This is a genomic window from Caldisericum sp. (assembly GCF_049967455.1).
GTDB lineage: Bacteria > Caldisericota > Caldisericia > Caldisericales > Caldisericaceae > Caldisericum > Caldisericum exile_A.
In genome coordinates this window covers 36,008-62,816 of the sequence record NZ_JBMFSR010000001.1, presented here as the reverse complement: position 1 = coordinate 62,816, position 26,809 = coordinate 36,008, and the positions used below count along the sequence as shown (strand labels likewise).

Sequence of the window (26,809 nt, the reverse complement as noted above, 5' to 3'; positions counted from 1 at the left end):
GTTTTATTATACAAATTAAAATGGAAAATTAAAAATATCGTAAGACACAATAAGGTAAAGTTTGCCATTCTATTTTACATTTGATTTGTAAATATCCTTTTATTTGATCATTTTAAATTTCATCTTCTAAATTAAATCTTTTATCATGAATTATGGAAAAGGCTTATAATAATATTAGGGGTGAGCAAAATGGAATTTAAAAGGTTGAGCCCTTACAAGTTTCTTATTGAAAAGCATGGAGATATGAGAGTTGATGCGCTTCTTATCTCTTCCCAAGAGTTAATTCAGTATATAGAAAAGGATAAGGCTCTTGAACAATTAATCTGGGTTGCAACTTTGCCAGGTATTGTAAAATATTCTATTGGTATGCCTGATATTCATCAGGGATATGCGTTTCCTATAGGGGGTGTTGGAGCATTTTTATACGATGGTGGAGTTGTTTCTCCAGGAGGGGTTGGTTTCGATATAAATTGTGGCGTTAGAGTTATAAAAACAAATTTGAAATACAGTGATATAAAAGATTCACTTGAAGAACTTGGAAAAACCTTATTTAAGATGATTCCTGCAGGTCTTGGGTCTACTTCAGATTATACTTTTAGTATAGAGGAATCAAAAAGAGCAATGAAGTTAGGACTTGATTGGGCAATTGAGAAAGGTTTTGGAGATAAAGAGGATATTGAAAATGTTGAAGATAATGGAAGGCTCGAAGGAGATCCAGATTGCGTAAGTAAACGTGCAATAGAACGAGGTCGTGAAGAATTTGGAACACTTGGTGCAGGAAACCATTTTCTTGAAGTCGATAGAGTTGTTGAAATTTATGATAAAGAACTTGCCAATGTTTGGGGATTATTTGAAGGACAAATAGTTATTTGGATACACACTGGTTCTCGTGGTCTTGGTCATCAAATTGCAACGGATTATCTTGATATGATGCGACCTAAGATGGAGAAATTCAAATTTAAATTGGTTGATAAGGATTCAGTTTATTTTCCTATTCAGGAAGATCTATCTCAGAGGTATCTTTTGGCAATGGGTAGTGCAGCGAATTTCGCTTGGGTAAATAGACAAGTTCTTACATATTTTGTTAGAAAAGCCTTCAGTAAAGTTTTTGGAATGGACTATAAAAAACTCGGTATGGGAATCCTTTACGATGTTGCACACAATATTGCAAAACAGGAGCAATATGAAATAAACGGAAAATTAGAAACCTTGCTTGTGCATAGAAAAGGGGCAACGCGTTCATTTCCAAAGGGGCATCCAAAGTTAAAAGGAAAATTTAAGGAGACAGGACAACCAGTTTTACTCCCAGGTGATATGAAAAGGGGTTCATACATCCTTGTGGGTAGTGAAAAATCTATTAAAGAGACTTTTGGAAGCGTAGCGCATGGTGCGGGAAGAATTTTAAGTAGACACCAAGCTGTAAAGCAAATAACTTTTGAAGATGTTCAAATGGAACTTCAAAAGGAAGGTATTTTACTTTATGCAAATGATAAAGTCGTTGCAAGAGAAGAAGCCCCCGATGCCTACAAGAGTATAGATCTTGTAGTTGAGCCCATTGTAAAGGAAGGGCTTGCAAGTCTTGTTGCTCGTTCTAAGCCTCTTATTGTGGTAAAAGGATGAAATTAGGTGCACATGTTTCGATAAGTGGAGGAATTGATAAGGCACCTCTTTATGGGGAAAAGGCAACCTGTGAAGTTATCCAGATATTTTCAAAAAATCAGATGCAGTGGGCTTTACCTCCTATAAGTGAATTTGTTACTGAAAAATTTCTTGAAAATTCTAAGTCTAAAAATATTGAAACCGTATCAATCCATGCTTCATATCTTCTCAATCTTGCAAGTCCGGATGAGAACATAAGAAAGAGATCAATAGATGACCTTGCGCGTGAATTAGAAAGAGCGGATTTACTTAATGTTAAATATGTGGTGTTTCATCCTGGAGCACACCTTGGAAGTGGAGAAGCAAAAGGACTTAAAAGTATTGCAGAATCGATAAAAGAGGTTTTTAAAATTTCAAAATCCAGAAATAGTATTCTTCTTATTGAGACGACTGCAGGAGAAGGAACTCATCTTTGCTATCGGTTTGAACATATACGAGATATCTTTGAGATGACAGGCGAATACATAGATCGTCTTGGCGTATGCTTTGATACATGCCATGTATTCCAGGCGGGATACGATATAAGAACAGAAGAAAGTTTTAGTAAAGTTTTAGAAGTTTTTGATGAAGTTATTGGACTTAAACATCTTAAATTATTCCATTTAAATGATTCAAAAAGGGATTTAGGTGCAAGAGTTGATCGTCATGAAGAAATTGGTCTTGGAAAAATTGGACTTGAGGCATTTAGATTTCTTGTAAACAATAAACTTATTAAAGATTTATCGGGTATTCTTGAAATCCCTGGAGACATTGAAGGGTACAAGAGGAATTTACAGACTTTACGGAGGTTGATAAATGGGAATGATTTATGAGAAAGTTAGATCATTACTTCATGAACTTGAAGGTAAGGCAAAATTGCTGTTAGCAACAAAAGAAAGAACAGTTCAAGAGATTCAAGAAGCAATTGAGGCTGGTGCAAGAATTTTTGGAGAAAATTACTTACAAGAGGCAAAAGGGAAAATTGAACAAATTGGTCATTCAGTAGAATGGCACTTTATAGGCTCTATTCAAAGAAGAAAGATAAAGAATATTGTTGAGCTCTTTGATGTAATTGAGAGTGTTGATTCAATTGAGATTGCACAAATTGTCGACGAGTTTTGTAAAAAATACGGTAAAGTGATGTCTGTTTTAATTGAGGTAAACTCTGGCAAGGAGCCCCAAAAAAGCGGTGTAATGCCAGAAGATGTAGTTGATGTTGCGAAAGCAATTAAAAAATTTAAAAACATTAAATTTGCTGGTCTAATGACTATGGGTCCAAATCTTCCAAACCCTGAGGATCTCAGACCATATTTTCGCTTAACACATGAGCTTTTTCTGCAATTAAAAAATGAAGGTCTTTTTGATGTTGATGAACCAATTCTTTCAATGGGTATGTCAAGCACATTTAGAATCGCAATTGAAGAGGGCGCAAATCTAGTTAGAATTGGGACTCTTGTTTTTGGAGAAAGAAAAAAGAAAGGATAATTTAAATCTTAAACTGGATGTTTTCTTTTGAGTTTGTTGCAAGCTGTCCACAAGCAGCAGAAACATCCGTCCCTTTCGAGAGCCTGAGCGTTGCTCGTAATCCATTTGTAAGAAGGAATTTTTGAAACTCAATTTCCTTTGATGAAGGTTTAAAATTATTTATTGGGATTTCGTTATAGTGAATGAGATTCACTTTAACAAATCTTAGATCTCTTGAAAATTTTACTAGTGCTTCTGCATCAGATTTTGAATCATTAATTCCGTCTATAAGAAGATATTCCAAAGTAACAGTATTTCCAGTTTTTTTATTGTAGTATACTAATGCTTCTTTTAATTTATTAAGAGGATAATTTTTGAGCCCAGGCATTAGGCTATCTCTTTTTATTTGAATTGCAGAATGTAATGATACTGCAAGTTTAACCGACTGAATTTCATCTGCAAGTTTATAAATCATTGGTGTTATACCAGAAGTTGAAATTGTTATGTGTCGTTTTCCAAGATTTCTTCCATTTTCGTCGGTTAAAATTTGGATTGCCTTTTTTACGTTTTCATAGTTAAGAAGTGGTTCTCCCATACCCATAAAAACGATATTTGATATTGGATTTTCTCTCTCCAGTCTTAAAAATTGTTCAACAATTTCGCCGGTTTCAAGATTTCGAATAATCCCCATCTTTCCTGTGGCGCAGAATTGACAACCAAGTGGGCATCCGACTTGCGTAGATAGACACGCTGTAAACCAAGTTCGTCCAATTTTATTTGTGTTTTTGATTAATACGCTTTCTATAAGTCTTTTATCAGATAATTCAAAAACAAATTTTGTGGCATCATCTTTTGATGTTTTGCGAGATATTTCTTTGAATATCGTAATATAAAAAATGTTATCCAAAGTTTCACGAATTTCTTTACTTAGTGTTGTGATCGCTAAGAAACTTTCTTTTCTTTCTTTATAAATTGCATTAAATACTTCTTTTGCCCTGTATTTTTTCTCATTTAATGAGGCAAAGAAGCCTTCAAGTTCCCTTAAAGTCAAATTTTTTATATCTTTTTTCACGTTATCATTTTAATCTCCATAGAAAAATTTGCAAGAATATTTTGTGTATTTTGGTAAATTTAAGAAAAGTTGTTAAAATAGTGACTTTTTTAACGTTCAGTGATTGCTTTTGTTTTCTTAAATAATGTTATACCCTCTTGACAAGTGGAAGTGTTTGTATTAAAATTGAATATCTTTTTTTAAAAAATTTTTACAAAAGGGAGGTAGTGAGATGAAAAAAGAGGTACCAGAAAAGGTATCACAAAATGAAGTAGTTTTTAAAGTTGAAGAGTTAGAACCACTTTTAAGCGGACCTGCAATTGATCTTCCACGTTGGGAGCCTATGTATGTCACACTTCCTAACGGAAAAACAATGGTTATAAGGGAAATGAGAAAAGAAGAAGCACCACTTCTTTTTCCACTTTTGAAGAAGTTAATTGACACTGATCACGACTTCTATGACATTGTTGGTGTAAGAGTTTATGCTGAACTACTTGGATGGCTTAGAAATAGGTTAAAAGATCCTTATCAGATGGTTGGAATTGTTGATGGTAAACTTGCAGCATTTTGTAACGGAAGAATAATGAACAGAGATATTAATATAAGTTTACATACAATGGCATTTATGCGTGGAATGAAGGCTGGTGCGGTAATGTACTATGCAAAAGCATATTATACTTTTGAAATTCTTGGGCAAAAAGAGTTCTGGGCAACATATGAAAGTTACAATGGATGGAAGAGATGGGGTGTTGGCATGGCGCAACCTTCGTATCCTTGGCCAGATGTCCAGCATGAATTAGGTGGAGCAAGAGTTTACTACATTACAAAGGAATACTGGCAAACAACAGTTAAGAAATATCTTGAAGATATGATTGGCGCACAATTAAAGGCACCAGTTCCAGAAGATCTTCTCAGGGCTGCGGAAAAATTCGAAGTTCCAGAAACCTTAGAGGAATAAGATAGTAATTCAGTTTCCCCCAAGAGGATTCTTGGGGGAATTATTTCTTTTTACAAAAAGGTAGAAATGAAGGTAATTTCGGTGGGAGATAAGATAGATTTAAGAATTGAAATTTTGGGTGTCCATTCTTCATTTGCACGAGCTGTTAATCTATATACTAATAGCGGAATTGTATTTTTAGTTTCAAAAGATGTTGGTGGAGGACCTAATTCAATTGTTTTACAAAGTGATTTGGTTATGAATTTTTCTCTTGGTGAATTAAGGGAAGCACTGTCTAAGGATAAACCCTTTATATATGATTCATCTTTCTCATTGCCGCACAAAGATGTTGATTTAATAGTTAGGAATGTCGAAAAGGTTAAAAATCTTTTAATACAACATTCGCATCCTTTAAGTTCCGCTTTTATAATCAATCCGTCAAGAAAGGTATTTTTTGAGGGAAAATTCAATTTGAATCTTGCAAATGAATTAGAAGAGAATTTTAATCGTTTGATAAATTTTGATTTTAATTCGATTTTGTTACTTAAGGGTTTGGGCTATGGTTTTACTCCTCAGGGTGATGACTTAATTGAGGGGTTTTTGGCCGCATTATACGTGTATGAGAAATTATTCGAAATTGATCTTTCTCAAATTAGGAATTACATTCGTATTTTGGCAAAAACTCAAAATGAAGTTTCCAATACATTCCTCAATTTTACATCTCAAGGATTTTTCTATGAGAGATTTAAAAACGTACTTGAATCAATTTTTACTGGGCGTAATTTGGAGATACATGTTTTAAAGATGTTATCCTTTGGTGAGACTTCTGGTTCTGATATTCTTACAGGTTTCATTAAGGGTTTTGGAAAACTTTTAGAAGGAGGTAATCAATTATGGCAGTAAAAGGTATATTAAAAAAGGGTGAATACTATGACTCGGTTACATTGATGTTGGTTCAAAAGGATGCCTTGAATATTCCAGGAGTTGAAGATGCAGCTGTTGTTATGGGGACTTTGCAAAATAAATCAATTCTCGATAACTCAGGAATGTTGATTGACGAATTTAAAAATGCAAACGATTCGGATCTTTTAATAGTTGTCAAAGGTAAAGATGATGAAACTTTAACAAAAGCTTTAGTGGAAATCGAAAAGCTACTAAAAAAGAGCAGATCAAAATCTGAGGAGTCTCAGGATTATGTACCAAAGAGTTTGGATGGTGCTTTAAAATTAATGAGAGATGCAAACTTAGTACTTATTTCTGTTGCAGGTAAATACGCGGGAGATGAAGCAATTAAAGCATTATCGAAAGATTTGCATGTTATGATTTTCTCAGATAATGTTCCTAAGGAAAAAGCATTGCTTGCAAAGAAGATCGGTTACGAAAAAGGTCTTCTTGTTATGGGACCAGATTGTGGAACTGCAATAATAAATGGTGCACCTCTTGGTTTTGCAAATGCTGTCGAGAGAGGTGATATAGGCATTGTGTCTGCGGCGGGGACTGGTCTTCAGGAAGTCTCTTCAATTATTTCAAATGCTCACGGTGGAATATCGCAAGCAATTGGAACAGGCGGAATAGACATGAAAGAGTATTATGGAGGATTATCATTTCTTACCGGTCTTAAGGCATTAATTGAGGACGATGAGACTAAAGTAATTGTTCTAATCTCGAAACCTCCTCATGAAAGTATTCTTCAGAAACTTAAGGAAGTTCTAAAAAATAACAAGAAACCTGTAGTAGGATGTTTCCTTGGTGCATCGAAAGAATTAGTTGAAAGTCTTGGTGTATATCCTGTTTCAACACTTGAGGATGCAGCGCTTCTTGCGGTGAGTCTTTCGAAAGGAACATCCTTCGACACTTTTAAAAAAGAGATAGAAGAAAGAGAAGAACTGATTAAGAAAGAAGCGTATGAACTTGCAAAACAACTCAAACCTGGTCAGAAGTATTTTAGAGGACTTTTCCAGGGTGGTACACTTGCTTATGAAACAGAATTAATACTAACGAATATGATAGGAGAAGTATATTCGAATGTTCCCCTTAAACCGGAATTTAAGCTCAAGGATTCCTGGAAGAGTGAAAAACACACAATAGTTGATCTTGGAGAAGATGAGTTTACAGTTGGTAGACCTCATCCTCAAATTGATTTCCAGTTAAGAAACAAGAGAATTCTTGAAGAAGCAAAAGATAAAGAAGTTGCAATAATTTATCTTGATGTGGTTATTGGATATGGAACCAATATGCATCCTATTGAAGATCTTGTGCCTGTGATTGAGGAAGTTAAAAAGATAAGCGATGCACTTGTTATTGTTAATGTTACAGGAACAGACAAAGACCCGCAGAACAAAAGAGCACTTATTTCTGCATTGAAGAATGCATCTGCACATGTTTACGAGAGGAATGCTTATTCATCTAAGGTAGCAGGCTACGTCATAAAGGAAATAGGAGGTTAATAATGGGCAAGGTAAACGAGTTGTTCAAAAGCGAGTTAAAGGTTATTAATATTGGATTATCTGCTTTTGCTGAAAGCCTACAGATGACTGGTTATAAAGTTGTTCATGTAGAGTGGTCTCCGCCTCTTTTTGGAGAAGATGTTAGGGAAGCACTTGATAAATTTAATGAAATAGTAGTATCCAAGAAAGTAGATGTAGAAAAAGCTAATGAAGAGGCCTTTAAGAGACTTGTTTCTGCAAGACCAAAACTTGTGCGTATGGGAAAGGCAATCGACCTTATACCCGGTATGAAGAAGAATATGCTGCTACATGCTGGTCCCCCAGTGACTTGGGACAGAATGTGTGGTCCAATGAAGGGGGCAGTTCTTGGTGCGATAATTTATGAAGGATGGGCTGAAACTCTTGAAGAAGCCGAAAAACTTGCACAATCAGGAAAAATTGAATTCTCTCCGTGTCACCAACATCAGGCAGTAGGACCTATGGCAGGTGTTGTCTCTCCTTCAATGCCAGTTTTTGAGGTTGTTAATGAGACATATGGTAATAAGGCTTACACTAATATGAACGAAGGACTAGGAAAAGTTCTTAGAATGGGTGCATATTCAAAAGAGGTAATTGAAAGACTAAAGTGGATGGAGAAGGTTCTCTACCCAACTATTTCAAGGGCAATTGAATATCTTGGTGGAATTGATCTCAAAAACATTCTTGCACAGGCTCTTCATATGGGAGACGAAGGGCATAACAGAAACAGGGCTGCAACATCCCTTTTGTTTAGACAACTTGCTCCTGCAATTGTAAAAACCACTAATGATCCAGATGTTGTAGAACGTGTTCTTAAATTTATTGATGGTAATGATCATTTCTTCCTTAATCTTTCAATGGTAACTGCAAAAGCAAGTCTAGATGCTGCAAGAAATATTGAAGGTTCTACAATGGTTGTTGTAATGGCAAGAAATGGAACAGATTTTGGAATTCAGGTTTCTGGTTTAGGTGACGAATGGTTTACAGCACCAGCAGAAGTTCCTCCTAATGCACTTTACTTCCCCGGATTTACCAAAGAAGATGCAAATCCAGATATTGGTGATAGCTCAATAACAGAAACTGCAGGATGGGGTGGCTTTGCAATTGCTGCTGCACCTGCAATTGTTCAATTCACTGGTGGCACACCTCAAGAAGCGGTTAATAAGACGAAAATGATGTATGAGATAACCATTGGTGAAAATACAACTTATCAAATTCCTTACTTGAATTTCAGAGGTACACCGACTGGTATAGATATAAAGTCTGTTGTTGAAAAAGGAATTCCGCCTTTTATCGACACAGGTATTGCTCATAAAATGCCGGGCATCGGACAAGTAGGCGCAGGACTTGTTGATGCACCAATTGAAGTATTTAAAAAGGCATTAATTGCTTTTGTAAAAAAATATTCATAATAAGGGAGGCAAAATATCATGACAACAGAAGAATTTATTAAGTTAATGACTGAAGAAGTCAAAATGTATGATTTAACTCAACCTCTTAGTGTACACACACCACCGTGGCCGAGTTATATGCCACTTGGGATTCAATATTTCAAACGTATTGCTGGTGCCGATAGAGGTCAAGGTGCAAACGGACAGATTATCACATCGAGCAATCATGTTGGCACTCACATGGATGGAGAAATTCATTTTTATGGGGCAGGTAGAGCCATTGGTGCTGTACCACTTGAAGAATGGGTAGGTGCTGGGGTTGTTGTAGATATTTCTGATGAAGTGGGGGATTACGATCTATATACTCCAGAAATGCTTATGAGGAAAGCTGATATAAGACCAGGAGATATTCTTATTATTAATACTGGGTACCATAGATATGCATGGTATGAAAAAGAAGCAGACGAAGTGCGATATATGGTAAAGCACCCTGGACCAAGTCCTGATTTTCCTGATTGGGCATTGAAGATGCAATTCAAATGGATTGGTGTTGACTGTGGAAGTGCAGATCACCCAATGAATACAATACTAAGGAATTGGCATCCAAAATTGTTCCTTGAAGCTGAGAAAAAATTAAAAGAAAAGTATGGTAAATCCTGGGATGAAATGTTCCCACCTGAAGAATTCTACCAAATTATGCATCTCAAACTCTTCCCAAGGGGATTAGTTCATGCAGAAAATCTTGGTGGAGACATTGATAAACTCAGCAACAAAAGAGTTTATGTCGGAGCTTTTAACGTTAAGGGAATTGAAATGGAGTCAGCCTGGACACGTATAGTTGCGTGGGCTCCATAGTAGGAGGTTTATATGAAGACCTTTGAGTACTTTAAACCGAGAACAATTGAGGAAGCGCTGCGGTTACTAAAGGAATTTGGTGGAAAGGCAAAACTGCTTGCGGGTGGTACTGATGTTGCAGTTATGGTTGATGATGGGATGCTTTCTCCAGATTATATCATTGATCTAAAAGGACTTGATATCCTAAAAGGAATTGAAGTTAGGGAGAATAACTATCTTTGGATTGGAGCACTAACAACTTTTTCTGAAATAATTCACTCTGATTTGGTTAAGAAGTACTTTCCAGTGCTTTTTGAAGCTTCAAAAACTGTTGCCTCGGTTGGTGTAAGAAATAGGGCAACACTTTTGGGCAATATCTGTTCTGCAGTTCCCTCTGCTGATTCAGCGCCAACACTTCTTATTCTTAATACCCTTGTTGAGGTTAAAGGAGACAGTGATAGACTTATTCCTATAGTAGAGTTTTTTACAGGTCCAAGAAAGACTGTTCTTCAAGTTACCGAAATTGCTACAGGAATTAGAATTCCTCTTGAACCAAGAAAGTATGGTGCAAACTATATCAAACTTGGTCGTTATGATGGCGAAGATCTTGCACAGGTTGGCGTTTCAACATTTATCTCTGAGGATCTCGAATATCGTGTATCATTCGGCGCTGTTGCTCCAACACCAGTTAGAGCCTTTGAAGTTGAAGAATTCTTAAAAGGAAAAGAATTAAGTGATTCGCTTATACAAGAGGCTATTCCCATTGCGCTTAAATCTATATCGCCAATTTCAGATGTTAGAGCAAGCAAGGAATATAGATTGCATGTAAGTGGTGTTCTATTCAAGAGATCTCTAAAAGCTTCATATGAAAGGCTCCATGGAAATGGTCCTATTTATGGGACGAATTTAGTTTAGGAGGGTAACATGCAGAAAAAAGAGATAAATTTTATATTAAATGGTAAAAAGGTGTGGGTTGAAGTAAAACCATACGAAAAACTCCTTGAAGTTTTACGAGATAAACTTGGAGTTAAGAGCCCTAAATACGGTTGTGGGAGAGGTGAATGTGGAGCTTGCTCCGTTTTGCTTGACGGTAAAGCAATTAGGTCATGCATAGTTTATGCAATTGAAGTTGATGGTCATGAAATAACAACTCTTGAGGGTCTTCAAGCAAATGGTCTTACGCCACTCCAAAAATCATTTCTTTCACATAATTCTTTTCAGTGTGGTTTTTGTGCGCCAGGCATGATAATTCAAGCAACAGAACTCTTAAATGAAAACCCTCATCCAGATGAAGAAGAAATTAGAGAATACATTGCAGGAAATCTCTGCAGATGTACAGGATACAATTCTATTGTTGAAGCAATTTTGGATGTAGCAAAAAAGGGATAGGAGGGAGTTATGAAAGAATTAGAGCTTAAATACGTCGGGCATGAAGCAACCAGGCTTGATGGGCTCGAAAAAATTACTGGAGCAGCCAAATACGTAGATGATATCGACCTAGGTCCTGCAACCCTTTATGTTTCAATTTTGAGAAGTCCATATGCACATGCTATAATTAAGAGAATTGACACATCTAAAGCTGAAGCACTTGATGGCGTTTATGCGGTAGTTACAGGAAAAGATTTCCCATATAGGTACGGTCTTTATCTTAAAGATAATTATGTTTTTCCTCTTGATAGAGTTCGTTACGTTGGACAACATGTTGCAGCGGTAATTGCTGCAACTCAAGAAATTGCAGATGAAGCAGTTAAACTTATAGAAATAGAATATGAACCACTTCCTGTAATTCAGGATCCCCTTGTTGCAATTAAGGAAGATGCACCTTTAGTTCATCCGGATCTTGGAAATTACGAAGTTGTTCCCTGGCTTTATCCTCAACCAGGTACTAATATAGCCCACGTAAGAAAAATTCGAAAAGGTAATATTGAAGAAGCATTCAAAGAAGCAGATTTTATTTTGGAAGATTGGTATGTTGTGCCCCATGTAGTTCATGCACCTATTGAAACGCATGTATCTGCAGCATTATATACTCCTGATGGCAGATTGACAATGTGGAACTCTTCACAATCACCACATACCCAGCGAAATATAATTGCTCGTTCGTTTAAAATGAAGCATAAAGATATTAGAGTTATCGCTCCTTATGTTGGTGGTGGATTCGGAGGAAAAGCAGGTGTAAATATGGAAGTTGTTGCTGCAGCTTGTGCATTGAAAGTTCCTGGGCATCCTGTGAAAATAAGGTATACAAGGAAAGAAGAGTTCTATGATACCTCGATGCGTCAAGAACTTCATGCGTATATTAAGATGGGTGTGAAGAAAGATGGGACAATTGTTGCATTAAAGCATCAACTCTATTGGGATGTTGGAGCATCTGCTGAGTATGGTTCAAACGTAGTCAATGCAACAGGATTTTCAGCCATCGGACCTTATAGAATTCCAAATGTTTGGATAGACTCATTTGCAATTTATACCAATAGACCTCCCTGTGGAGCGTATAGAGGCTTTGGATATTCAGAATTTCACTTCGGACTTGAAAGCCACATGGATAGAGTTGCAAAAGCTATTGGTATGGATCCTGTTGAATTTAGAAAGAAGAATGCAATACAAGAAGGTGACACGGTTGCCTATGGTGTTGAAATGGGACCAACTGGAATACTTCAGTGTATTGATGAGGTTGCAAAGGCAATAGAGTGGGATAAGCCATCTCAAAAACCATCTGAACCTCACAAAGTTAGGGCAAAAGGGTTTGCGGCAGTTTGGAAAGCACCAGCAATGCCCGCAAATGAGTCGTCTGCTGCTTTTATTAAGTTTTCTGAAGATGGGAGTATTAATGTGCTTGTGTCAGGAATGGAGCTTGGGCAAGGGTTCTTAACTGCAATGGCCAAAATTGCAGCAGAAGAACTTTCGCTTCCTCTCGAAAAAATTAGAGTTGAACTTCCAGATACCGATAGAAACCCATATGAGTGGCAAACTGTTGCTTCACATGTGACCTGGTCTTGTGGAAATGCTGTAAGGCGTGCGGCAATTGATGCAAAAGAGCAAATTCTTGACGTAATTTCGAGGGCTTACCATATAGAAAAAGCAAATCTTTATCTTGAAGACGGGAAGGTTAAGTGTTATACAAAACCTGATTTCGAGGTTCCATTTGAGAGTTTTGTAATTGATGGAGTACAGATGCATGATGGGACTTATCGTGGAGGTCCAATTCTTGGTAGAGGATCGTTTATGCCAGAGTTTACCTCGGCGAAGGTGAATCCTGAAACAGGCCAGGGTGGTCATCCTAATGTTCACTATACAACTGGTGCAGGTGCCGTCGAGATTGAGATTGATACTGAGACTGGAAGAATTAGGGTTTTAAGAATGGCTGAGGCTTTTGATGCAGGAAAGGCAATAAACCCAGATATTGTGAAGCAACAGATAGAAGGCGGTTTTGTGCAAGGTTTAGGAACTGCACTCTGGGAAGAAGTCAAGTTTTCAGATGATGGAAGAATTCTCAATCCTAACTTTACAGACTATAAGATTCCAACTGCACTTGACGTGCCGAGAGAAATGCATCCGATTATAGTTGAAGTGCCTCAACCAGATGGTCCATTTGGAGCAAGAGGGATTGCTGAACATACAATGATCCCTGTAATGCCCGCTATTGCAAACGCTGTTGAAAATGCGCTAAATATAAGAATAAAGAACCCACCAATAACTGCTGAGAAAATTATAAATGGTCTTAATGAAAAATCCTCTTAGTTTTGAAGTATAAATGTCAAAAATGTGGGTGTCGTGTTAGGCACCCACTTAAGTTGGGAGGAGGTGATAGAGGTAAGAAAATATCGAAAAGTGCTTAAAATTTAGAAGTTCTGAAAAGGCTAAAAACAAAAAAATTTTAAAAAGGAGGTTTAAAATGGCAGAAGAACAATTCAAGGCAACAAGAATTGTACCATGGCCAGTGGATTCCTATCCGCCATGGGGATTTTCTATTGTAGCTGGCTTGCAGCACATTCTAACACTTTTTGGGGCAACAACACTGGTTCCCATTCTTTTTGGTCAGGCGATGGGAATGAATCCTCAACAACTAGGTATTTTTATTGCTACTGTTTACATGGTAACAGGAATTGGAACACTTTTACAGTGTGATTCAAGAATTGGATCTGGACTTCCGATTGTTCAGGGATCATCATTCTCCTTTATTCCTGCTGCTACTGCAATTTTTGATAATGTTAAAAAAGGTGGCGGTGGTGTAAATGAGATGATGACAGCCCTTGGAAGTGCTTTAGTTTATGGTGGTATTTATGAGTTAATTGTTGGTTATTCGGGTTTAATTGGTTTGTTGAAGAAGGTTATTACTCCTGTTGTAATAGGACCTACAATTATGCTAATAGGTTTTAGTCTTGCATCAGTTGCAGTTAGTACAGCATCAAGCTTCTGGCCAGTCTCTATTGCCGGAGTCATTTTAATTTTTACCTTCGCTTTAATTGTAAAGAATAGCAAAATTAATTCATTTCCTGTATTTATTGCAATTGCGATCCTTTATCTTTTTGCACTTATTGGTACTTTAGTAAAGCTATTTCCTGAAGGGCATCCTATGTTTGTGAATTTAAAAGCAATTGCAGAAGCTCCTTGGATTGTGTGGCCAAAACCATTAAGGTATGGTAATGTTTTTAAATTCGATTCATTTGGATTTGCTGCAATTCTTGCTGCCTATACTTCTTCAATGATAGAATCGTTTGGAGACTATCATAGTGTTTCTTATGCATCAGGTCTTCCAGATCCAACGCCTGAAATGATTTCAAAAGGAATTGGTTCCGAGGGTCTTGGATGCATTATTTCTGGTATCCTTGGTGGTGTTGGAACGACATCTTATACGGAGAATATTGGAGTTATTGCTCTTACAGGAATTGCATCAAGAAGAGTTATTAGAACAGGTGCGGTTATTCTTATTGTCTTTGGTTTCCTTTGGAAAGTAGGAACTATAATCGGTACCTTGCCGACTCCTATAATTGGAGCAGCATACCTTTCACTTTTTGGCCTTATTGGTGCTCTTGGAGTCCAGGTTTTTGCACGTGCTGATGTAACTTCAACAAGGAATCTTATGATCCTTGGGTTTGCATTCCTTTTTGGTCTTGGACTACCACCTGTCATATCTCAACATCCAATAACAATTCCGGGTGCAACATGGCTTGCAAATATACTTAATGGAATATTGCACACAAGCATGGCTGTCGGTGGAATTACCGCAGGAATTCTTGATAATATTATTCCAGGAACGGAAAAAGAAAGAGGAATTGGTGTAAGATAGTGCTTTAGGGCTTATGTTTGAGGGAAGACGAATCTGTCTTCCCTCTTTTTTATGAGAGCGGTTAAATATTATGCAAAACCTCTTGATTTTTTTTATAAACTAAATACAATATACTTGCCTGATCGGGGCGTGGCTCAGTTTGGCTAGAGCGTTTGGTTTGGGACCAAAAGGTCGAAGGTTCAAATCCTTCCGCCCCGACCATTAGGTGCGCCCATAGCTCAGCAGGATAGAGCAACGGATTTCTAATCCGTCGGTCGCTGGTTCAAGTCCGGCTGGGCGCGCCATTTATGGTGGGTGTAGCTCAACTGGTTAGAGTACCGGACTGTGGATCCGGCCGTTGGGAGTTCGAGTCTCCTCACCCACCCCAAGGCGCCCATAGCTCAGAAGGATAGAGCGGTGGATTCCTAATCCGCAGGCCACAGGTTCGAATCCTGTTGGGCGCACCACGTGCGCCTATAGCTCAACTGGATAGAGCAACGGACTTCGGATCCGTTGGTTGCGGGTTCGACTCCTGCTAGGCGCGCCATTTTATATATATGTGGGTTCTTAGCTCAACTGGTAGAGCAACGGACTCTTAATCCGTAGGTTGCGGGTTCGAGCCCCGCAGAACCCACCATTTTTATTTCAAGGACAATAAGAGTGCGAGGGTGGCGGAACTGGCAGACGCGCTGGACTTAGGATCCAGTGAGGAAACTCATGCGGGTTCAACTCCCGCCCTTCGCACCATTTTTTATTTTTACAGTTTTTATTAAAATATGTTGGACTATTTTATGGAGAGGTGAAAAATGGATTACATAGTAAAAGAAAAAACTCAGTCAAAAATTGTTGGAGAAATTACTCACAGTAAGGATGAAATTGAGAATGCAAAAAAAGAAGCTTATCTTAATCTTTCAAAAAAAATAAAAATTCCAGGTTTTCGTTTAGGAAAAGCTCCATATGAGGTAGGCTCTGCTTACATTGGCCCTGAGCGCTTGCTTGAAGAAGCTTTTGAACTACTCCTTGATAAATCTATACCTGAATTTCTTGAAAAGGAAAATATTGATCCTTTTACAAAGCCTTCTGTCGATGTAAAGGAATTTTCAAACGATAGAATTGTTTATGAGGTTACAGTTGAATTTCTTCCACAAATTGAATTTGATCCTGATAGAAAAATAGAGATAAAAAGAACAATTGAAATTAGTGAAAGTGAGATTGAAGAAAAATTAAAGGAACTTCAAGAAACTTTTACAGAACTTGAACCTAAGAATTCCCCTGTAGAAAATGGAGATATAATTGAAGTTGCATATAAAATTGGGGACAAAGAGGAACAAACCATAACAGTCGAAGTTGGAAAAGATAAGGTAGTTGGAAATTTTAATGAATTAGTTTTAGGGAAAGTTGTGGATGATGAATTTGAAGTTCAAACACAAAATACGGTCATAAAATTTAGAGTTGTTTCTATAAAAACAAAGAAAATCCCCGAAATAAACGACGATTTTGCTAAGGAAATTGGCTCAGATTCCTTAGATGCACTAAAGGAGAAAATAAAATCTGAACTTCTTGAGAATAAGAAACTCCAATTAGAAGAGAATAGGGGAAGAGAAGCATTACATGATCTTGCATTAGAGTTAAACGTTGAGCTACCCCAAAAGTACATTGAAGAAGAGGTTGAATCTCGTTATAAAGAGTATGAAACTGAGTATCTGAAGCATGGTTTGAAGCTCGAATCTCTCCTTGAAAAAGAAGGAAAAACCGTTCTTCAATTCAAGGAAGAAATTAAGAAAAATATTATTCAGGAATTATTGGAAACTCTTATATTGAGGGAAATCATAAGAAAGAAAGGGCTCACTGTATCTAAGGAAGAAATTGAAGAGGAGTTTGAAAGAATTCTTATGGAGGAACATATTGAGAAAGGTACAGCAAAACTGAATGATGAAATTGTAAGATATATAAAGAATGAGATTTTAAAAAACAAAGCTATTTCAATATTGAAGGAAAATACTATAATATTGTTTGGAGGTGAGTGATTTGCCAATTATTCCAAGTGTAGTTGAAACAACAGGAAGAGGTGAAGTAAGCTTTGATATTTACTCAAGGCTATTAAAAGATAGAATTATTTTCTTGACAGGAGAGATTGAAACAATTCATGCAGATTTAATTGTTGCTGAACTTCTCTATCTTGAATCTCTTGATTCAACTCAGGATATATATCTTTACATTAACAGCCCTGGTGGAGAAGTCATTCCTGGAATGGCCATATATGATACTATGCAGTATATAAAAGCGCCTGTTGCAACAATTTGTTTAGGGCAGGCTGCGTCTCTTGCTGCGGTTATTCTTGCTTCAGGAAGGAAAGGAAAGCGATACGCTCTTCCACATTCAAGAATACTTATCCATCAACCCTGGGGTGGTGCGCAAGGTCAAGCTACTGATATTGAAATACAGGCAAAAGAACTTATTAGGATAAAACGCATGATAAATGAGATACTTTCAAAACATACGGGACAACCGGTTGAAAAGATCCAAAAAGATACTGAAAGAGACTACTTTATGTCTCCTGAAGAAGCTAAAGAGTATGGGATTATAGACCAAATTATATCTATAAGAGAGCCATAGGATAAGGTATGGAAGAACCAAGATGTTCTTTTTGCGGAAAATCTTATAGTGAGGTTGATAAGCTAATCACTGGTCCTGATGGTGTATATATTTGCGATGAGTGTGTTGTAAAGGCATACAATCTACTTGTGCATGAAGGAAAGAAGAAACAGTCAAAAAAACATATACCTCTTCCAAGTGAAATAAAGTCATTTCTTGACGAGTATATAATTGGTCAAGAAGAAGCAAAACTTGTGATTTCCGTTGCAGCATACAATCACTATAAAAGAATTTTCCAAAATGAAGGAGAAGTTGAAATAGAAAAGAGTAATATTTTGTTAATTGGTCCAACTGGTTCTGGAAAAACTTTTATTGCGAAAGTATTATCAAAAATTCTTGATGTACCACTTGCAATATCTGATGCAACTAGCATTACAGAAGCTGGATATGTTGGAGAAGATGTAGAAAGTATCATACAGAGACTTCTTATTGCATCTGATTTTGATGTTTCAAAAGCAGAGAAAGGAATAGCATACATTGATGAGATAGATAAAATTGCAAGAAAAGGCGAGAACCCTTCTATTACAAGAGATGTGTCAGGGGAAGGGGTTCAACAGGGTTTGCTTAAAATCCTTGAGGGTACAATTGCAAATGTTCCTCCACAAGGAGGAAGAAAGCATCCACTCCAAGAATTTATTAAGGTAAATACAAAAGATATTCTTTTTATTGGAGGCGGAACTTTTGAAGGTATTGAAAAAATTGTTGAAGAAAGGATTAAAAAGAGAAGAATTGGTTTTGCACAAGAAATTTTAACTGATGATAACGAAAATTCAAGAATTTTGCCTCAGGACTTGATAAAATTTGGAATGATTCCTGAATTTGTAGGAAGGTTCCCAGTCATAGCAAAACTCAACAAACTTACAAAGGAAGAACTTGTTAGGATCTTAATTGAGCCAAAAAATGCACTTGTAAAACAGTACCAGAAGATGTTTGAGATTGATGGAGTTTCCCTTGAATTTGAGAAGGAAGCTCTTGATTATATTGCAGATAAAGCATTAGAACTTAATATTGGTGCCCGAGGTTTACGTTCAGTTATGGAACAATCAATGATAGAACTTATGTATAAGATACCTCAAAATAAATCTATCAAAAAGTGTATTATAACAAGAGCCTTTCTCGAAGATGATGTTGAACCAATTTTATTGAATGCAAAGAATGAAAGAGTCGCTCTTAAAGAGGCAGCGTAGAGTGGAGGTAAACTTATGAATGAAAGAAATTGGAAAAAAAATTATGCACCATATTTTCCACTAAGAGGAATAGTGATATTTCCAGGGATGGTCGTGCCACTTATAGTTGGCCGTCCAAAATCAATAAATGCAATAGAAGAAGCACTTGCAACCGATAAGTTAATTGTTGTCTCAACACAGAAAAATGGACTTATTGAAGAACCTGAACCTAAGGATGTATACGATGTTGGTGTTGGATGTGAAATTATTCAGGTCTTAAGACTTCCTGATGGCACATACAGGATAATAGTTGAAGGAATTGAAAGAGTAAAGATAACCCAATTCGACTTATCTCCAACAGTTTGGCATGTCTATGTTGAGCCCCTAAAAAGCACTTTTGAATCGTCTACAGAAACAGAAGCTTTGATGAGGCTTGTTTCCGATAAATTCGCTCTTTATTCAGAACTTAATAAAAAGGTTCCTCAGGATGCAATTCTCAGTTTGACAAATGTTGATTCTCCAGATAGGCTTATAATGGTAGTAGTGTCAAACCTCTTTATACCTGTTGAAGAAAAGCAAAAAATCCTTGAAATGACAGATGTAAAGGAACAGTTAAACTATCTACATGAAGTTCTTGAAAGGGAAAATACAATTCTTGAAATATCAAGAAAAATTGACGAAGAGGTACGAAATAGAATTGAAAAAAGCCAAAAAGAATACTTTTTAAGGGAAAAACTAAAGGAAATTGAACGAGAACTTGGCGAAGAAGGAGAAGGAGCAGGAACTATATCCGAGATAAAGAATAAGATGAAGGGAAGAAAGCTTCCCAAATATGTAGTGGATAAGATTAACGAAGAACTTGAAAAGCTCAAAAAGATACCACCAATGAGTCCTGAGAGTGGTGTGATTCAAAATTATATAGATTGGCTTCTTGCACTTCCATGGGATAAAGCAACAACAGATACAATTGACATAAAAAAGGCACAGGAAATTCTTGATAAAAATCACTATGACTTAAAAGATGTGAAAGAGAGAATTCTTGAATTAATTGCAGTCAAGAAACTAAAAAGCGATGTAAAAGGCCCAATTCTCTGTTTTGTTGGTCCACCAGGTGTTGGAAAAACCTCCCTTGGAAAATCTATTGCTGAAGCACTTGGAAGAAAATTTGTAAGAGTTTCTCTTGGTGGTATCAGAGATGAAGCAGAGATAAGGGGACATAGAAGAACCTATGTTGGTGCATTACCAGGAAGAATTATTCAAGGAATAAAGCAAGCAGGAGTGAAAAACCCAGTTTTCCTTTTAGACGAGATTGATAAAGTTGGGGCTGATTTTAGAGGGGATCCAACTGCAGCACTTCTTGAGGCATTGGATCCAGAACAAAATAATGCCTTTTCTGATCACTATATTGAATTACCATTTGATCTATCAGAGGTGCTTTTTATAACAACTGCAAATGTAGTTGATACTATACCTCCAGCGCTTCTTGATAGAATGGAAGTTTTGACATTGCCTGGCTATATTGATGAAGAAAAACTTCAAATTGCAAAGAAGTTTATTATCCCAAAGCAACTTGAAGCACATGGTCTTGAACCTCAGGACTTAGTAATTTCTGAGAAAGCAATTCTTAAAATTATAAATGAATATACAAGGGAAGCAGGCCTGCGAAATTTGGAAAGAACTATCACAAAGATAATAAGAAAAGTTGCAAAAGAAAAAGCTGAAAAAGGAAAAATCAGGAGAAGAATTACGGAAGAAAACTTGCGTAAGTACCTTGGTAAACCAGAGTTTTCAAGGGAGTTACAAGAAAAGAAAAGCCTTGTGGGTGTTGCTTGTGGTATGGTTGTGACACTTGCAGGAGGCGATATCGTTTATATTGAAGCAACAAAAATGTCAGGAAAGGGAAGTTTAATCCTTACAGGACAACTTGGTGATGTGATGAAAGAATCTGCTCAAGCCGCATTGAGTTACATTAGGGCTAATGCAGAAAAACTTGGTATTCAACCAGATTTTTATGATAAGTATGATATACATATCCACGTACCTGAAGGAGCTGTGCCTAAAGAAGGCCCATCTGCGGGAATTACAATGTTTGTTGCACTTGTTTCTGTTTTGAAAGGAGTCCCAGTTAATAAAGATGTTGCAATGACTGGCGAAATTACCCTTAGAGGTAGAGTGTTGCCGGTAGGCGGGATAAAGGAAAAAGTACTTGGGGCATACAGAGCAAATATTAGAACAATAATTTTGCCTAAAGCAAATGAAATTGATGTTGAGGATATTCCCGAAAAAGTTCGATCCAACATAAAATTTTACTTTATAGATAATGTTGAGGAAGCACTGAATATTGCACTGGAAAATGAGCATAGGGAAGATACTTAGAGAAGAACGTGAAAAAAGAAATTTAGCACTTGAGGACATCTCTAAGGAGACCCTTATAAGAGAATATTATCTTGAAAAAATTGAAAATGACGACTTTGGTTCTGAATTTGATGGTTTTATTCTTTCGTATATTAAGAAATATGCGGACTTTTTAGGAATTGATTCTCAACCTCTTTTAAGCGAGTACAAGGAGCTTTTTAAAAAAAAGGAAATCGTTTATAAAACAAAAAATAAGAATATTGGATTAATTGTATTAGTAATCGTTTTGTTAATTATTATTGGAATTGCTCTGGCTATTGTGCAAAAAAGTAAAAACAGTGGATCTTCATTTGCTCCGAAAGAAAATATCACTCAAACTGAAACTTTACCCCAAAAAACTGAGTCTCCTCCACAAACTAATTCTCCAGTACAAAAAGCTCCTTCAACACCAACCACTTCTCAAACAGAAAACCTTGTCTATCCTGTGAGCATTACACTAAAAGGCAATGGAAGGTGTTGGCTTGGCATTACTGTGGATGGAAAATATACGCAAAGATTTATAAATGCAAATGAGACTTTGGAACTGCATGCAAACAATTATATACAAATTCGGTTTGGAAATGCAAAAGTTGTTAGTGTTATCTATAATGGCAAAGATCTTGGAATTGTAAGTAGTAGTGAAACTGTTGTTGAATATAAATACACTCCAAATGGAGTAGAAAAGATAAAAATTCCATGAAAAGAGTTTCTTTAATTAGTTTAGGCTGTCCTAAAAATCTTGTTGATTCTGAAAGGGTACTTGGTGAAGTTTCCTCCAAGTATTCAATTACATTTGGTACTGATAATGCAGATATCGTTTTGATTAATACATGCGCATTTCTTAAGGAATCAAGAGAAGAAAGTGAAGAAGTAATAAAGGAATTTATAGAAAAGAAGGAAAAAGGGAAAATTGAAAAATTGATTGTTATTGGCTGTTATCCATCATTAGATGTTGGAAATCTTAAAAAGAAATTTCCTTTTGTTGATGGTTTTGTTGGAACGAATAATCTCAAAGATGTATTATTGGCGATAGAAAATGGTGGAGTTTATGTTGATAAGACCCCTGAATACGCAGATTTGCCCCGACTTCAGGTTACTTTATCGCATTACAGTTATCTAAAGATTGCTGATGGATGTTCTCATCGTTGTGCCTTTTGCCTTATACCAAAAATAAAGGGTGATACACATAGTTTTGATATAGATTTTCTTGTTCATGAAGCAGAAGCCCTCTCTAAAAATGGTGTCAAGGAACTTGTTTTGATTGCACAAGATACAACACAATATGGTATTGATTTGTATAAACAAGTTAAATTGGTTGATCTTTTGGAGGAATTAGAAAAAATAGATGGAGTATCATGGATAAGACTTCTTTACACATATCCTTCCCCTTATATGCATAAAGTAATTGACTACATTAAAAGATCAAAAAAAGTTGTGCCATACATTGATATGCCAATTCAGCATGCATCAGATAGGATGCTTAGAGCAATGTTGCGTATGTACTCTAAAAAAGACCTTGAACAAATTGTTGAAAGTATGAAATCATCTCACATAGCTTTTAGAACTTCTGTGATTGTAGGTTTTCCAACAGAAACAGAAGATGATTTCAAGGAACTTGAGAAATTTATTGAAAAATATGAGATTGACCATATTGGCATTTTTAAATACTCGAATGAATATGGTACAATAAGTTACAATATGAAACAAGTCGAGGAAGAAATTAAACAAGAGAGATTTGAAAGATTAAATGAACTGAAAGATAAACTTGCTATTAAGAGAAGTAAGTCATTTGTTGGTAAAGAGATATCTTTTATCGTTGATTATTATGATTCTACTTCTAAAAATTCTTATGGGCGCTCTATTTATGATGCTCCCGATATTGACAATGTTGTGATAGTAAAGGGAAAACTAAAACAAGGTGGAATTTACAGGGGGATTGTTAGACAGGTTAATCCTTATGAATGGTTGGTTGAGGTAATAAAATGAGAGTATTTATTGCTCTAAAAACAACATCCTATGAAGAGAGACTTTTTAAAATTTTGGAAGATATCAAAAAGGAAATTAAAGGTGATATAAAGTGGGTTTCAAAGAATAACCTACATGTTACAACAAAGTTTCTTGGAGAAATAGAAGAGTCGTTTCTAAAAGAAGTATTTAAAATTACTGAAGAAACTTCAAAATTTAGCAAACCTTTTTCGTTTGAAATTAAGGGTATCTCTGGTTTTCCAAAAAGAGACTTTGCAAGAGTTTTATTTTTTTCAATAGTTGACGTTGATAAGAATATTGAAAGTATAATGAGAAGACTTGACAAGGATTTTGAGAGGTATCATTTTAAGCGCGAAGAATCTTATGTCCCTCATATTACCTTTGGAAGATGCAGGACAAGCTATGTAAACCTGGACGAATATAAGTTTGGAGATTTTGGTTTTATCGTAAATGCTTTCGGACTTACAGTTTATGAAAGTATACTGATGAATACTGGGCCTATTTATAAGGAAATTGAAACTTTTAATTTTCACAATTAATCAGTATAATAAATAAAAAAGAGAGGTTGACGCGTATGGCAAATAATGAAAACGACAAGGAACAAGCTCTTAAACTTGCGATGATGCAAGTTGAAAAGGAATATGGAAAAGGTTCAGTAATGCGGCTTGGCGATAAAAAGGCAAATTTAATTATAGAAGCAATTCCTACTGGTATCTATTCGCTTGATCTTGCCTTAGGAGTAGGAGGATTTCCAAGAGGTCGTATCATTGAAATTTTTGGACCAGAGGGAAGCGGAAAAACAACCCTTGCGCTTGAGGCAATTGCAAATGCTCAGCGTATGGGCGGAAAAGCTCTATTTGTAGATGTAGAGCATGCCTTTTCGCCAGAATATGCGAAAAGTCTTGGCGTAAATATTGACGATCTTATAGTTTCTCAACCAGATTATGCAGAACAAGCACTCGATATTATTGATATATTTGTAAGATCTGGTGCTGTAGATATTGTGGTGCTTGATTCAGTTGCTGCCTTAGTCCCTAAAGCAGAATTAGAAGGAGACATGGGCGACTCCTTTATGGGAGTCCAAGCAAGGCTAATGTCCCAAGCTTTACGAAAACTTGCAGGAACAATTAACAAATCAAAAACATGCATGATTTTTATAAACCAGTTGCGTGAGAAAATAGGTGTTGTTTTTGGTAACCCAGAGGTGACTCCAGGAGGGCGTGCACTTAAATTTTATGCTTCCGTTAGACTTGATGTAAGACGTGTTGAATCGATTTCTGGTGATGGAGCAGATCGTGGCAATAGGATTAGAATAAAAGTTGTAAAAAATAAAGTTGCACCACCTTACAAAGAAGCAGTTGTAGATCTAATATTTGGTGAAGGAATTTCAAGGCTTGGAGACTTGTTTGATGTAGCTGTGGATAACGGAATTATCAAGAAAAGCGGCTCTTTCTTCTCCTATGGTGATATTAAATTAGGGCAAGGAAGAGACAACGCAATAAAAGTATTACAGTCGAATGAGGAATTACTTAGCAAGATAAAAAAAGAACTCGATGAAAAACTTTTTGCAAAGAAAGAAGAAGCCCAATAGTATTTTGAATTATGCATTAAATTTACTTTCAAGGAAAGATTATTCAGAGTATGAATTGAGAGAAAAACTTAGTATGTATTTTGATAGCGGCGTTGATGAAATTATAGATAAATTAAAGGAAAGAGGACTTCTTTCAGATGAACGATATGCTTTGAGGCTTATAGATAAGTATATAAAAAAGAAGTATGGTTTTTTAAAAATAAAAATGGAACTTGAAAAACGTGGATTAAAAAATTTTCAAGATATTTTGACCAATGCATACACAGCCGAATTAGAAAGAGATAATGCGAGATATTTCTTAGATAAAAAGCCAAAAGAAAAATTATATGCATATTTAATTCAAAAGGGTTTTAGGCCTCATATCGTTCAAGAAGTCCTCGCCGAAAAATAATAGAGGAGGTGAGGTTAATGTCAGTTCCGTACTTTTTATATGTCCTTGTTACTATACTTATGTTTGCTATTGGTGCACTTGTAGGATGGGTGATTCAGGGATACATTTATAAATCTAAAATAGGTTCAGTAGATGAATATTTAAAAAAGAAGCAAGAAGAAAATGAAAAAAAATTGGAAGTTCAGGAAAGAGAATTAAAAATTAGATCTAAGGAAGAGTTAGAGAAGAAAATACAGGAGTTGGAAAGTAAGTACAAAGAAAGGCAGAAGGAACTCCAGGAAATTGAAAACAGGCTATTAAAGAAAGAAGAGATTGTTGATAGACGTGCTCAATTTCTTGATAAGAAAGAAAAAGATCTTTTAAAGAAAGAAGAAGATCTTATAGCTTTAAATAAACAAATTGAAGAAAAATCTAAAAGTCTTGAGACAGAACTATTTAAAATTGCTTCTTTAACACGAGAAGAAGCAAGACAGATAATACTTAGAGAAGTTGAAGAAGGTTTAAAAAAGGACATAGCAAGGAAAATTGCTGAGGCTGAAGAAGAAATAAGGGCAACTGCAAAAGAAAAAGCAAAAGTCATACTTTCACAGGCAATGGAAAGTTGCGCAATTGATTATGTTGCAGAAACTACTGTATCTGTAGTACCACTCCCCTCTGACGAATTAAAAGGAAGAATAATTGGCCGTGAAGGGAGAAATATTAGGACTTTTGAAACTTTAACAGGTGTTGATTTACTAATTGATGATACGCCGGAAGCAGTAACACTGTCTTGTTTTGATCCTATCAGAAGAGAAATTGCCCGAAGAGCTCTTGAGAAATTAATAATAGACGGAAGAATCCATCCTGCAAGAATTGAAGAGTTTGTGAGTGAGGCAGAAGTGCAATTCGAAGAGAGTCTTATAAAGGATGCAGAAGATGCTTTAATGAGCATCTCACTTTATGGTTTTCCAAATGAATTGAAAAAGATTATAGGGGAAATGAAATATAGAACAAGTTATGGTCAAAATCTTCTTAAGCATTCACTTGAAGTTGCAACAATTGCAGGAATTATAGCACAAGAAATTGGAGAGAATGTTATACTCGCAAAAAGAGCAGGATTTCTGCATGATATAGGAAAAGTTATTTCGCAGGAGTATGAAGGGCCTCATGCACTTACCGGTGGTGAACTTTTAAGAAAGTTTGGAGAGAATGAAGCAGTTATCCATGCAGTTCAATCACACCATGGAGATATAAAACAAGAAACTGCCCTTGATGTTATAGTTCAGGTTGCTGACACACTTTCAGCAACAAGACCAGGTGCAAGGAGAGAGGATCTTGAAAATTACATAAAGAGGATGGAAGAGTTAGAAAGAATTGCAAGTTCTGTTCATGGTGTTAAGAAGGCATTCGTTGTTCAGGCAGGACGTGAGGTAAGAATACTTGTAAACCCTGAAGAGGTTGATGAAGAAACTTCTCAAAAAATTGCAAAGGATGTAGCAAGAACAATTGAAGAGTCTTTAGTGTATCCTGGTATTATTAAGGTAACTGTTGTGAGAGAAATTCGCTATGTAGAGTATGCAAAATAGTCTCAAATTCCC

General features: G+C 36.2%; 23 protein-coding genes and 7 tRNA genes. 29 read left to right on the top strand and 1 reads right to left on the bottom strand.

Annotation, left to right across the window (positions count from 1 at the left end):
* The first annotated feature begins 189 nt into the window (after positions 1-189).
* The 3 genes from ACP5SP_RS00315 to ACP5SP_RS00305 are packed head-to-tail and all read left to right on the top strand — an operon-like array spanning position 190 to position 3,123.
* Positions 190-1,620, top strand: a complete 1,431-nt coding sequence (locus tag ACP5SP_RS00315) for an RtcB family protein (RefSeq protein ID WP_424586518.1) — start codon at positions 190-192, stop codon at positions 1,618-1,620.
* Positions 1,617-2,471: a deoxyribonuclease IV gene (locus ACP5SP_RS00310; protein ID WP_416084490.1), complete on the top strand. Its 855-nt coding sequence runs from the start codon at positions 1,617-1,619 to the stop codon at positions 2,469-2,471. The genes ACP5SP_RS00315 and ACP5SP_RS00310 overlap by 4 nt, the downstream gene beginning before the upstream one ends.
* A complete protein-coding gene (locus tag ACP5SP_RS00305) occupies positions 2,455-3,123 on the top strand; it encodes a YggS family pyridoxal phosphate-dependent enzyme (RefSeq protein WP_416084491.1) in 669 nt (222 codons plus the stop codon). Before ACP5SP_RS00310 ends, ACP5SP_RS00305 begins: the two co-directional genes overlap by 17 nt.
* A gap of 1 nt (position 3,124) precedes the next feature.
* Here ACP5SP_RS00305 and rlmN read toward each other — a convergent pair whose 3' ends face one another.
* The gene (gene rlmN, locus ACP5SP_RS00300; RefSeq protein ID WP_428075807.1) at positions 3,125-4,174 is read right to left on the bottom strand and encodes a 23S rRNA (adenine(2503)-C(2))-methyltransferase RlmN; all 1,050 of its coding nucleotides are present in this window, start codon (positions 4,172-4,174) and stop codon (positions 3,125-3,127) included.
* 211 nt (positions 4,175-4,385) lie between these two features.
* Here rlmN and ACP5SP_RS00295 point away from each other — a divergent pair, with 211 nt between their 5' ends.
* The 26 genes from ACP5SP_RS00295 (at position 4,386) to rny (ending at position 26,797) form a co-directional block, all read left to right on the top strand.
* Positions 4,386-5,111, top strand: a complete 726-nt coding sequence (locus ACP5SP_RS00295; protein ID WP_416084493.1) for an N-acetyltransferase — start codon at positions 4,386-4,388, stop codon at positions 5,109-5,111.
* A gap of 66 nt (positions 5,112-5,177) precedes the next feature.
* Complete coding sequence (locus ACP5SP_RS00290; RefSeq protein ID WP_416084494.1) at positions 5,178-5,993, top strand: DUF2877 domain-containing protein; 816 nt, start codon at positions 5,178-5,180, stop codon at positions 5,991-5,993.
* On the top strand, positions 5,984-7,537 hold the full coding sequence (gene fdrA, locus ACP5SP_RS00285) for an acyl-CoA synthetase FdrA (protein WP_424586396.1): 1,554 nt from the start codon (positions 5,984-5,986) through the stop codon (positions 7,535-7,537). The genes ACP5SP_RS00290 and fdrA overlap by 10 nt, the downstream gene beginning before the upstream one ends.
* 2 nt (positions 7,538-7,539) lie before the next feature.
* Entirely contained in the window at positions 7,540-8,967 is a 1,428-nt protein-coding gene (locus ACP5SP_RS00280) for a DUF1116 domain-containing protein (protein WP_424586397.1), read from the top strand.
* An 18-nt stretch (positions 8,968-8,985) separates the two neighbouring features.
* The gene (locus ACP5SP_RS00275) at positions 8,986-9,801 is read left to right on the top strand and encodes a cyclase family protein (protein WP_416084497.1); all 816 of its coding nucleotides are present in this window, start codon (positions 8,986-8,988) and stop codon (positions 9,799-9,801) included.
* A 12-nt stretch (positions 9,802-9,813) separates the two neighbouring features.
* Positions 9,814-10,695, top strand: coding sequence for an FAD binding domain-containing protein (locus tag ACP5SP_RS00270; protein WP_424586398.1), 882 nt, complete (start codon positions 9,814-9,816; stop codon positions 10,693-10,695).
* Positions 10,696-10,704: 9 nt separating this feature from the next.
* Positions 10,705-11,169 (top strand): (2Fe-2S)-binding protein, encoded by a 465-nt coding sequence (locus tag ACP5SP_RS00265; RefSeq protein WP_424586399.1) that lies wholly within the window; start codon positions 10,705-10,707, stop codon positions 11,167-11,169.
* 9 nt (positions 11,170-11,178) lie between these two features.
* Positions 11,179-13,521: a xanthine dehydrogenase family protein molybdopterin-binding subunit gene (locus tag ACP5SP_RS00260; RefSeq protein ID WP_424586400.1), complete on the top strand. Its 2,343-nt coding sequence runs from the start codon at positions 11,179-11,181 to the stop codon at positions 13,519-13,521.
* 154 nt (positions 13,522-13,675) lie between these two features.
* Positions 13,676-15,070: a uracil-xanthine permease family protein gene (locus ACP5SP_RS00255; protein ID WP_428075805.1), complete on the top strand. Its 1,395-nt coding sequence runs from the start codon at positions 13,676-13,678 to the stop codon at positions 15,068-15,070.
* Positions 15,071-15,193: 123 nt separating this feature from the next.
* Positions 15,194-15,271 (top strand) — tRNA-Pro (locus ACP5SP_RS00250).
* 6 nt (positions 15,272-15,277) lie between these two features.
* Positions 15,278-15,354 (top strand) — tRNA-Arg (locus tag ACP5SP_RS00245).
* Between the two features lie 6 nt (positions 15,355-15,360).
* Positions 15,361-15,437: transfer RNA gene (locus ACP5SP_RS00240), tRNA-His, on the top strand.
* Between the two features lie 2 nt (positions 15,438-15,439).
* Positions 15,440-15,516, top strand: a tRNA-Arg gene (locus ACP5SP_RS00235).
* A 3-nt stretch (positions 15,517-15,519) separates the two neighbouring features.
* Positions 15,520-15,596, top strand: a tRNA-Arg gene (locus tag ACP5SP_RS00230).
* Between the two features lie 14 nt (positions 15,597-15,610).
* Positions 15,611-15,686 (top strand) — tRNA-Lys (locus ACP5SP_RS00225).
* Between the two features lie 25 nt (positions 15,687-15,711).
* Positions 15,712-15,796 (top strand) — tRNA-Leu (locus tag ACP5SP_RS00220).
* Positions 15,797-15,855: 59 nt separating this feature from the next.
* A complete protein-coding gene (gene tig, locus ACP5SP_RS00215; protein WP_416084502.1) occupies positions 15,856-17,076 on the top strand; it encodes a trigger factor in 1,221 nt (406 codons plus the stop codon).
* 1 nt (position 17,077) lies between these two features.
* On the top strand, positions 17,078-17,665 hold the full coding sequence (locus ACP5SP_RS00210; protein ID WP_424586402.1) for an ATP-dependent Clp protease proteolytic subunit: 588 nt from the start codon (positions 17,078-17,080) through the stop codon (positions 17,663-17,665).
* 8 nt (positions 17,666-17,673) lie between these two features.
* Positions 17,674-18,891 carry an ATP-dependent Clp protease ATP-binding subunit ClpX gene (gene clpX, locus ACP5SP_RS00205; RefSeq protein ID WP_424586403.1) on the top strand — a complete coding sequence of 406 codons (1,218 nt, stop codon included), beginning with the start codon at positions 17,674-17,676 and terminating at the stop codon, positions 18,889-18,891.
* Between the two features lie 15 nt (positions 18,892-18,906).
* A complete protein-coding gene (gene lon, locus ACP5SP_RS00200; protein ID WP_416084505.1) occupies positions 18,907-21,246 on the top strand; it encodes an endopeptidase La in 2,340 nt (779 codons plus the stop codon).
* Positions 21,212-21,964 (top strand): helix-turn-helix domain-containing protein, encoded by a 753-nt coding sequence (locus ACP5SP_RS00195; RefSeq protein ID WP_428075803.1) that lies wholly within the window; start codon positions 21,212-21,214, stop codon positions 21,962-21,964. The genes lon and ACP5SP_RS00195 overlap by 35 nt, the downstream gene beginning before the upstream one ends.
* Positions 21,961-23,250, top strand: a complete 1,290-nt coding sequence (gene rimO / locus ACP5SP_RS00190) for a 30S ribosomal protein S12 methylthiotransferase RimO (RefSeq protein ID WP_428075801.1) — start codon at positions 21,961-21,963, stop codon at positions 23,248-23,250. Before ACP5SP_RS00195 ends, rimO begins: the two co-directional genes overlap by 4 nt.
* Entirely contained in the window at positions 23,247-23,789 is a 543-nt protein-coding gene (gene thpR, locus ACP5SP_RS00185; RefSeq protein WP_424586406.1) for an RNA 2',3'-cyclic phosphodiesterase, read from the top strand. The genes rimO and thpR overlap by 4 nt, the downstream gene beginning before the upstream one ends.
* A 35-nt stretch (positions 23,790-23,824) precedes the next feature.
* On the top strand, positions 23,825-24,841 hold the full coding sequence (recA, locus tag ACP5SP_RS00180; RefSeq protein ID WP_424586407.1) for a recombinase RecA: 1,017 nt from the start codon (positions 23,825-23,827) through the stop codon (positions 24,839-24,841).
* The gene (locus tag ACP5SP_RS00175) at positions 24,804-25,232 is read left to right on the top strand and encodes a regulatory protein RecX (protein WP_416084510.1); all 429 of its coding nucleotides are present in this window, start codon (positions 24,804-24,806) and stop codon (positions 25,230-25,232) included. The genes recA and ACP5SP_RS00175 overlap by 38 nt, the downstream gene beginning before the upstream one ends.
* Positions 25,233-25,249: 17 nt before the next feature.
* Positions 25,250-26,797, top strand: a complete 1,548-nt coding sequence (gene rny / locus ACP5SP_RS00170; RefSeq protein WP_428075799.1) for a ribonuclease Y — start codon at positions 25,250-25,252, stop codon at positions 26,795-26,797.
* The last annotated feature ends 12 nt before the right edge of the window (positions 26,798-26,809 follow it).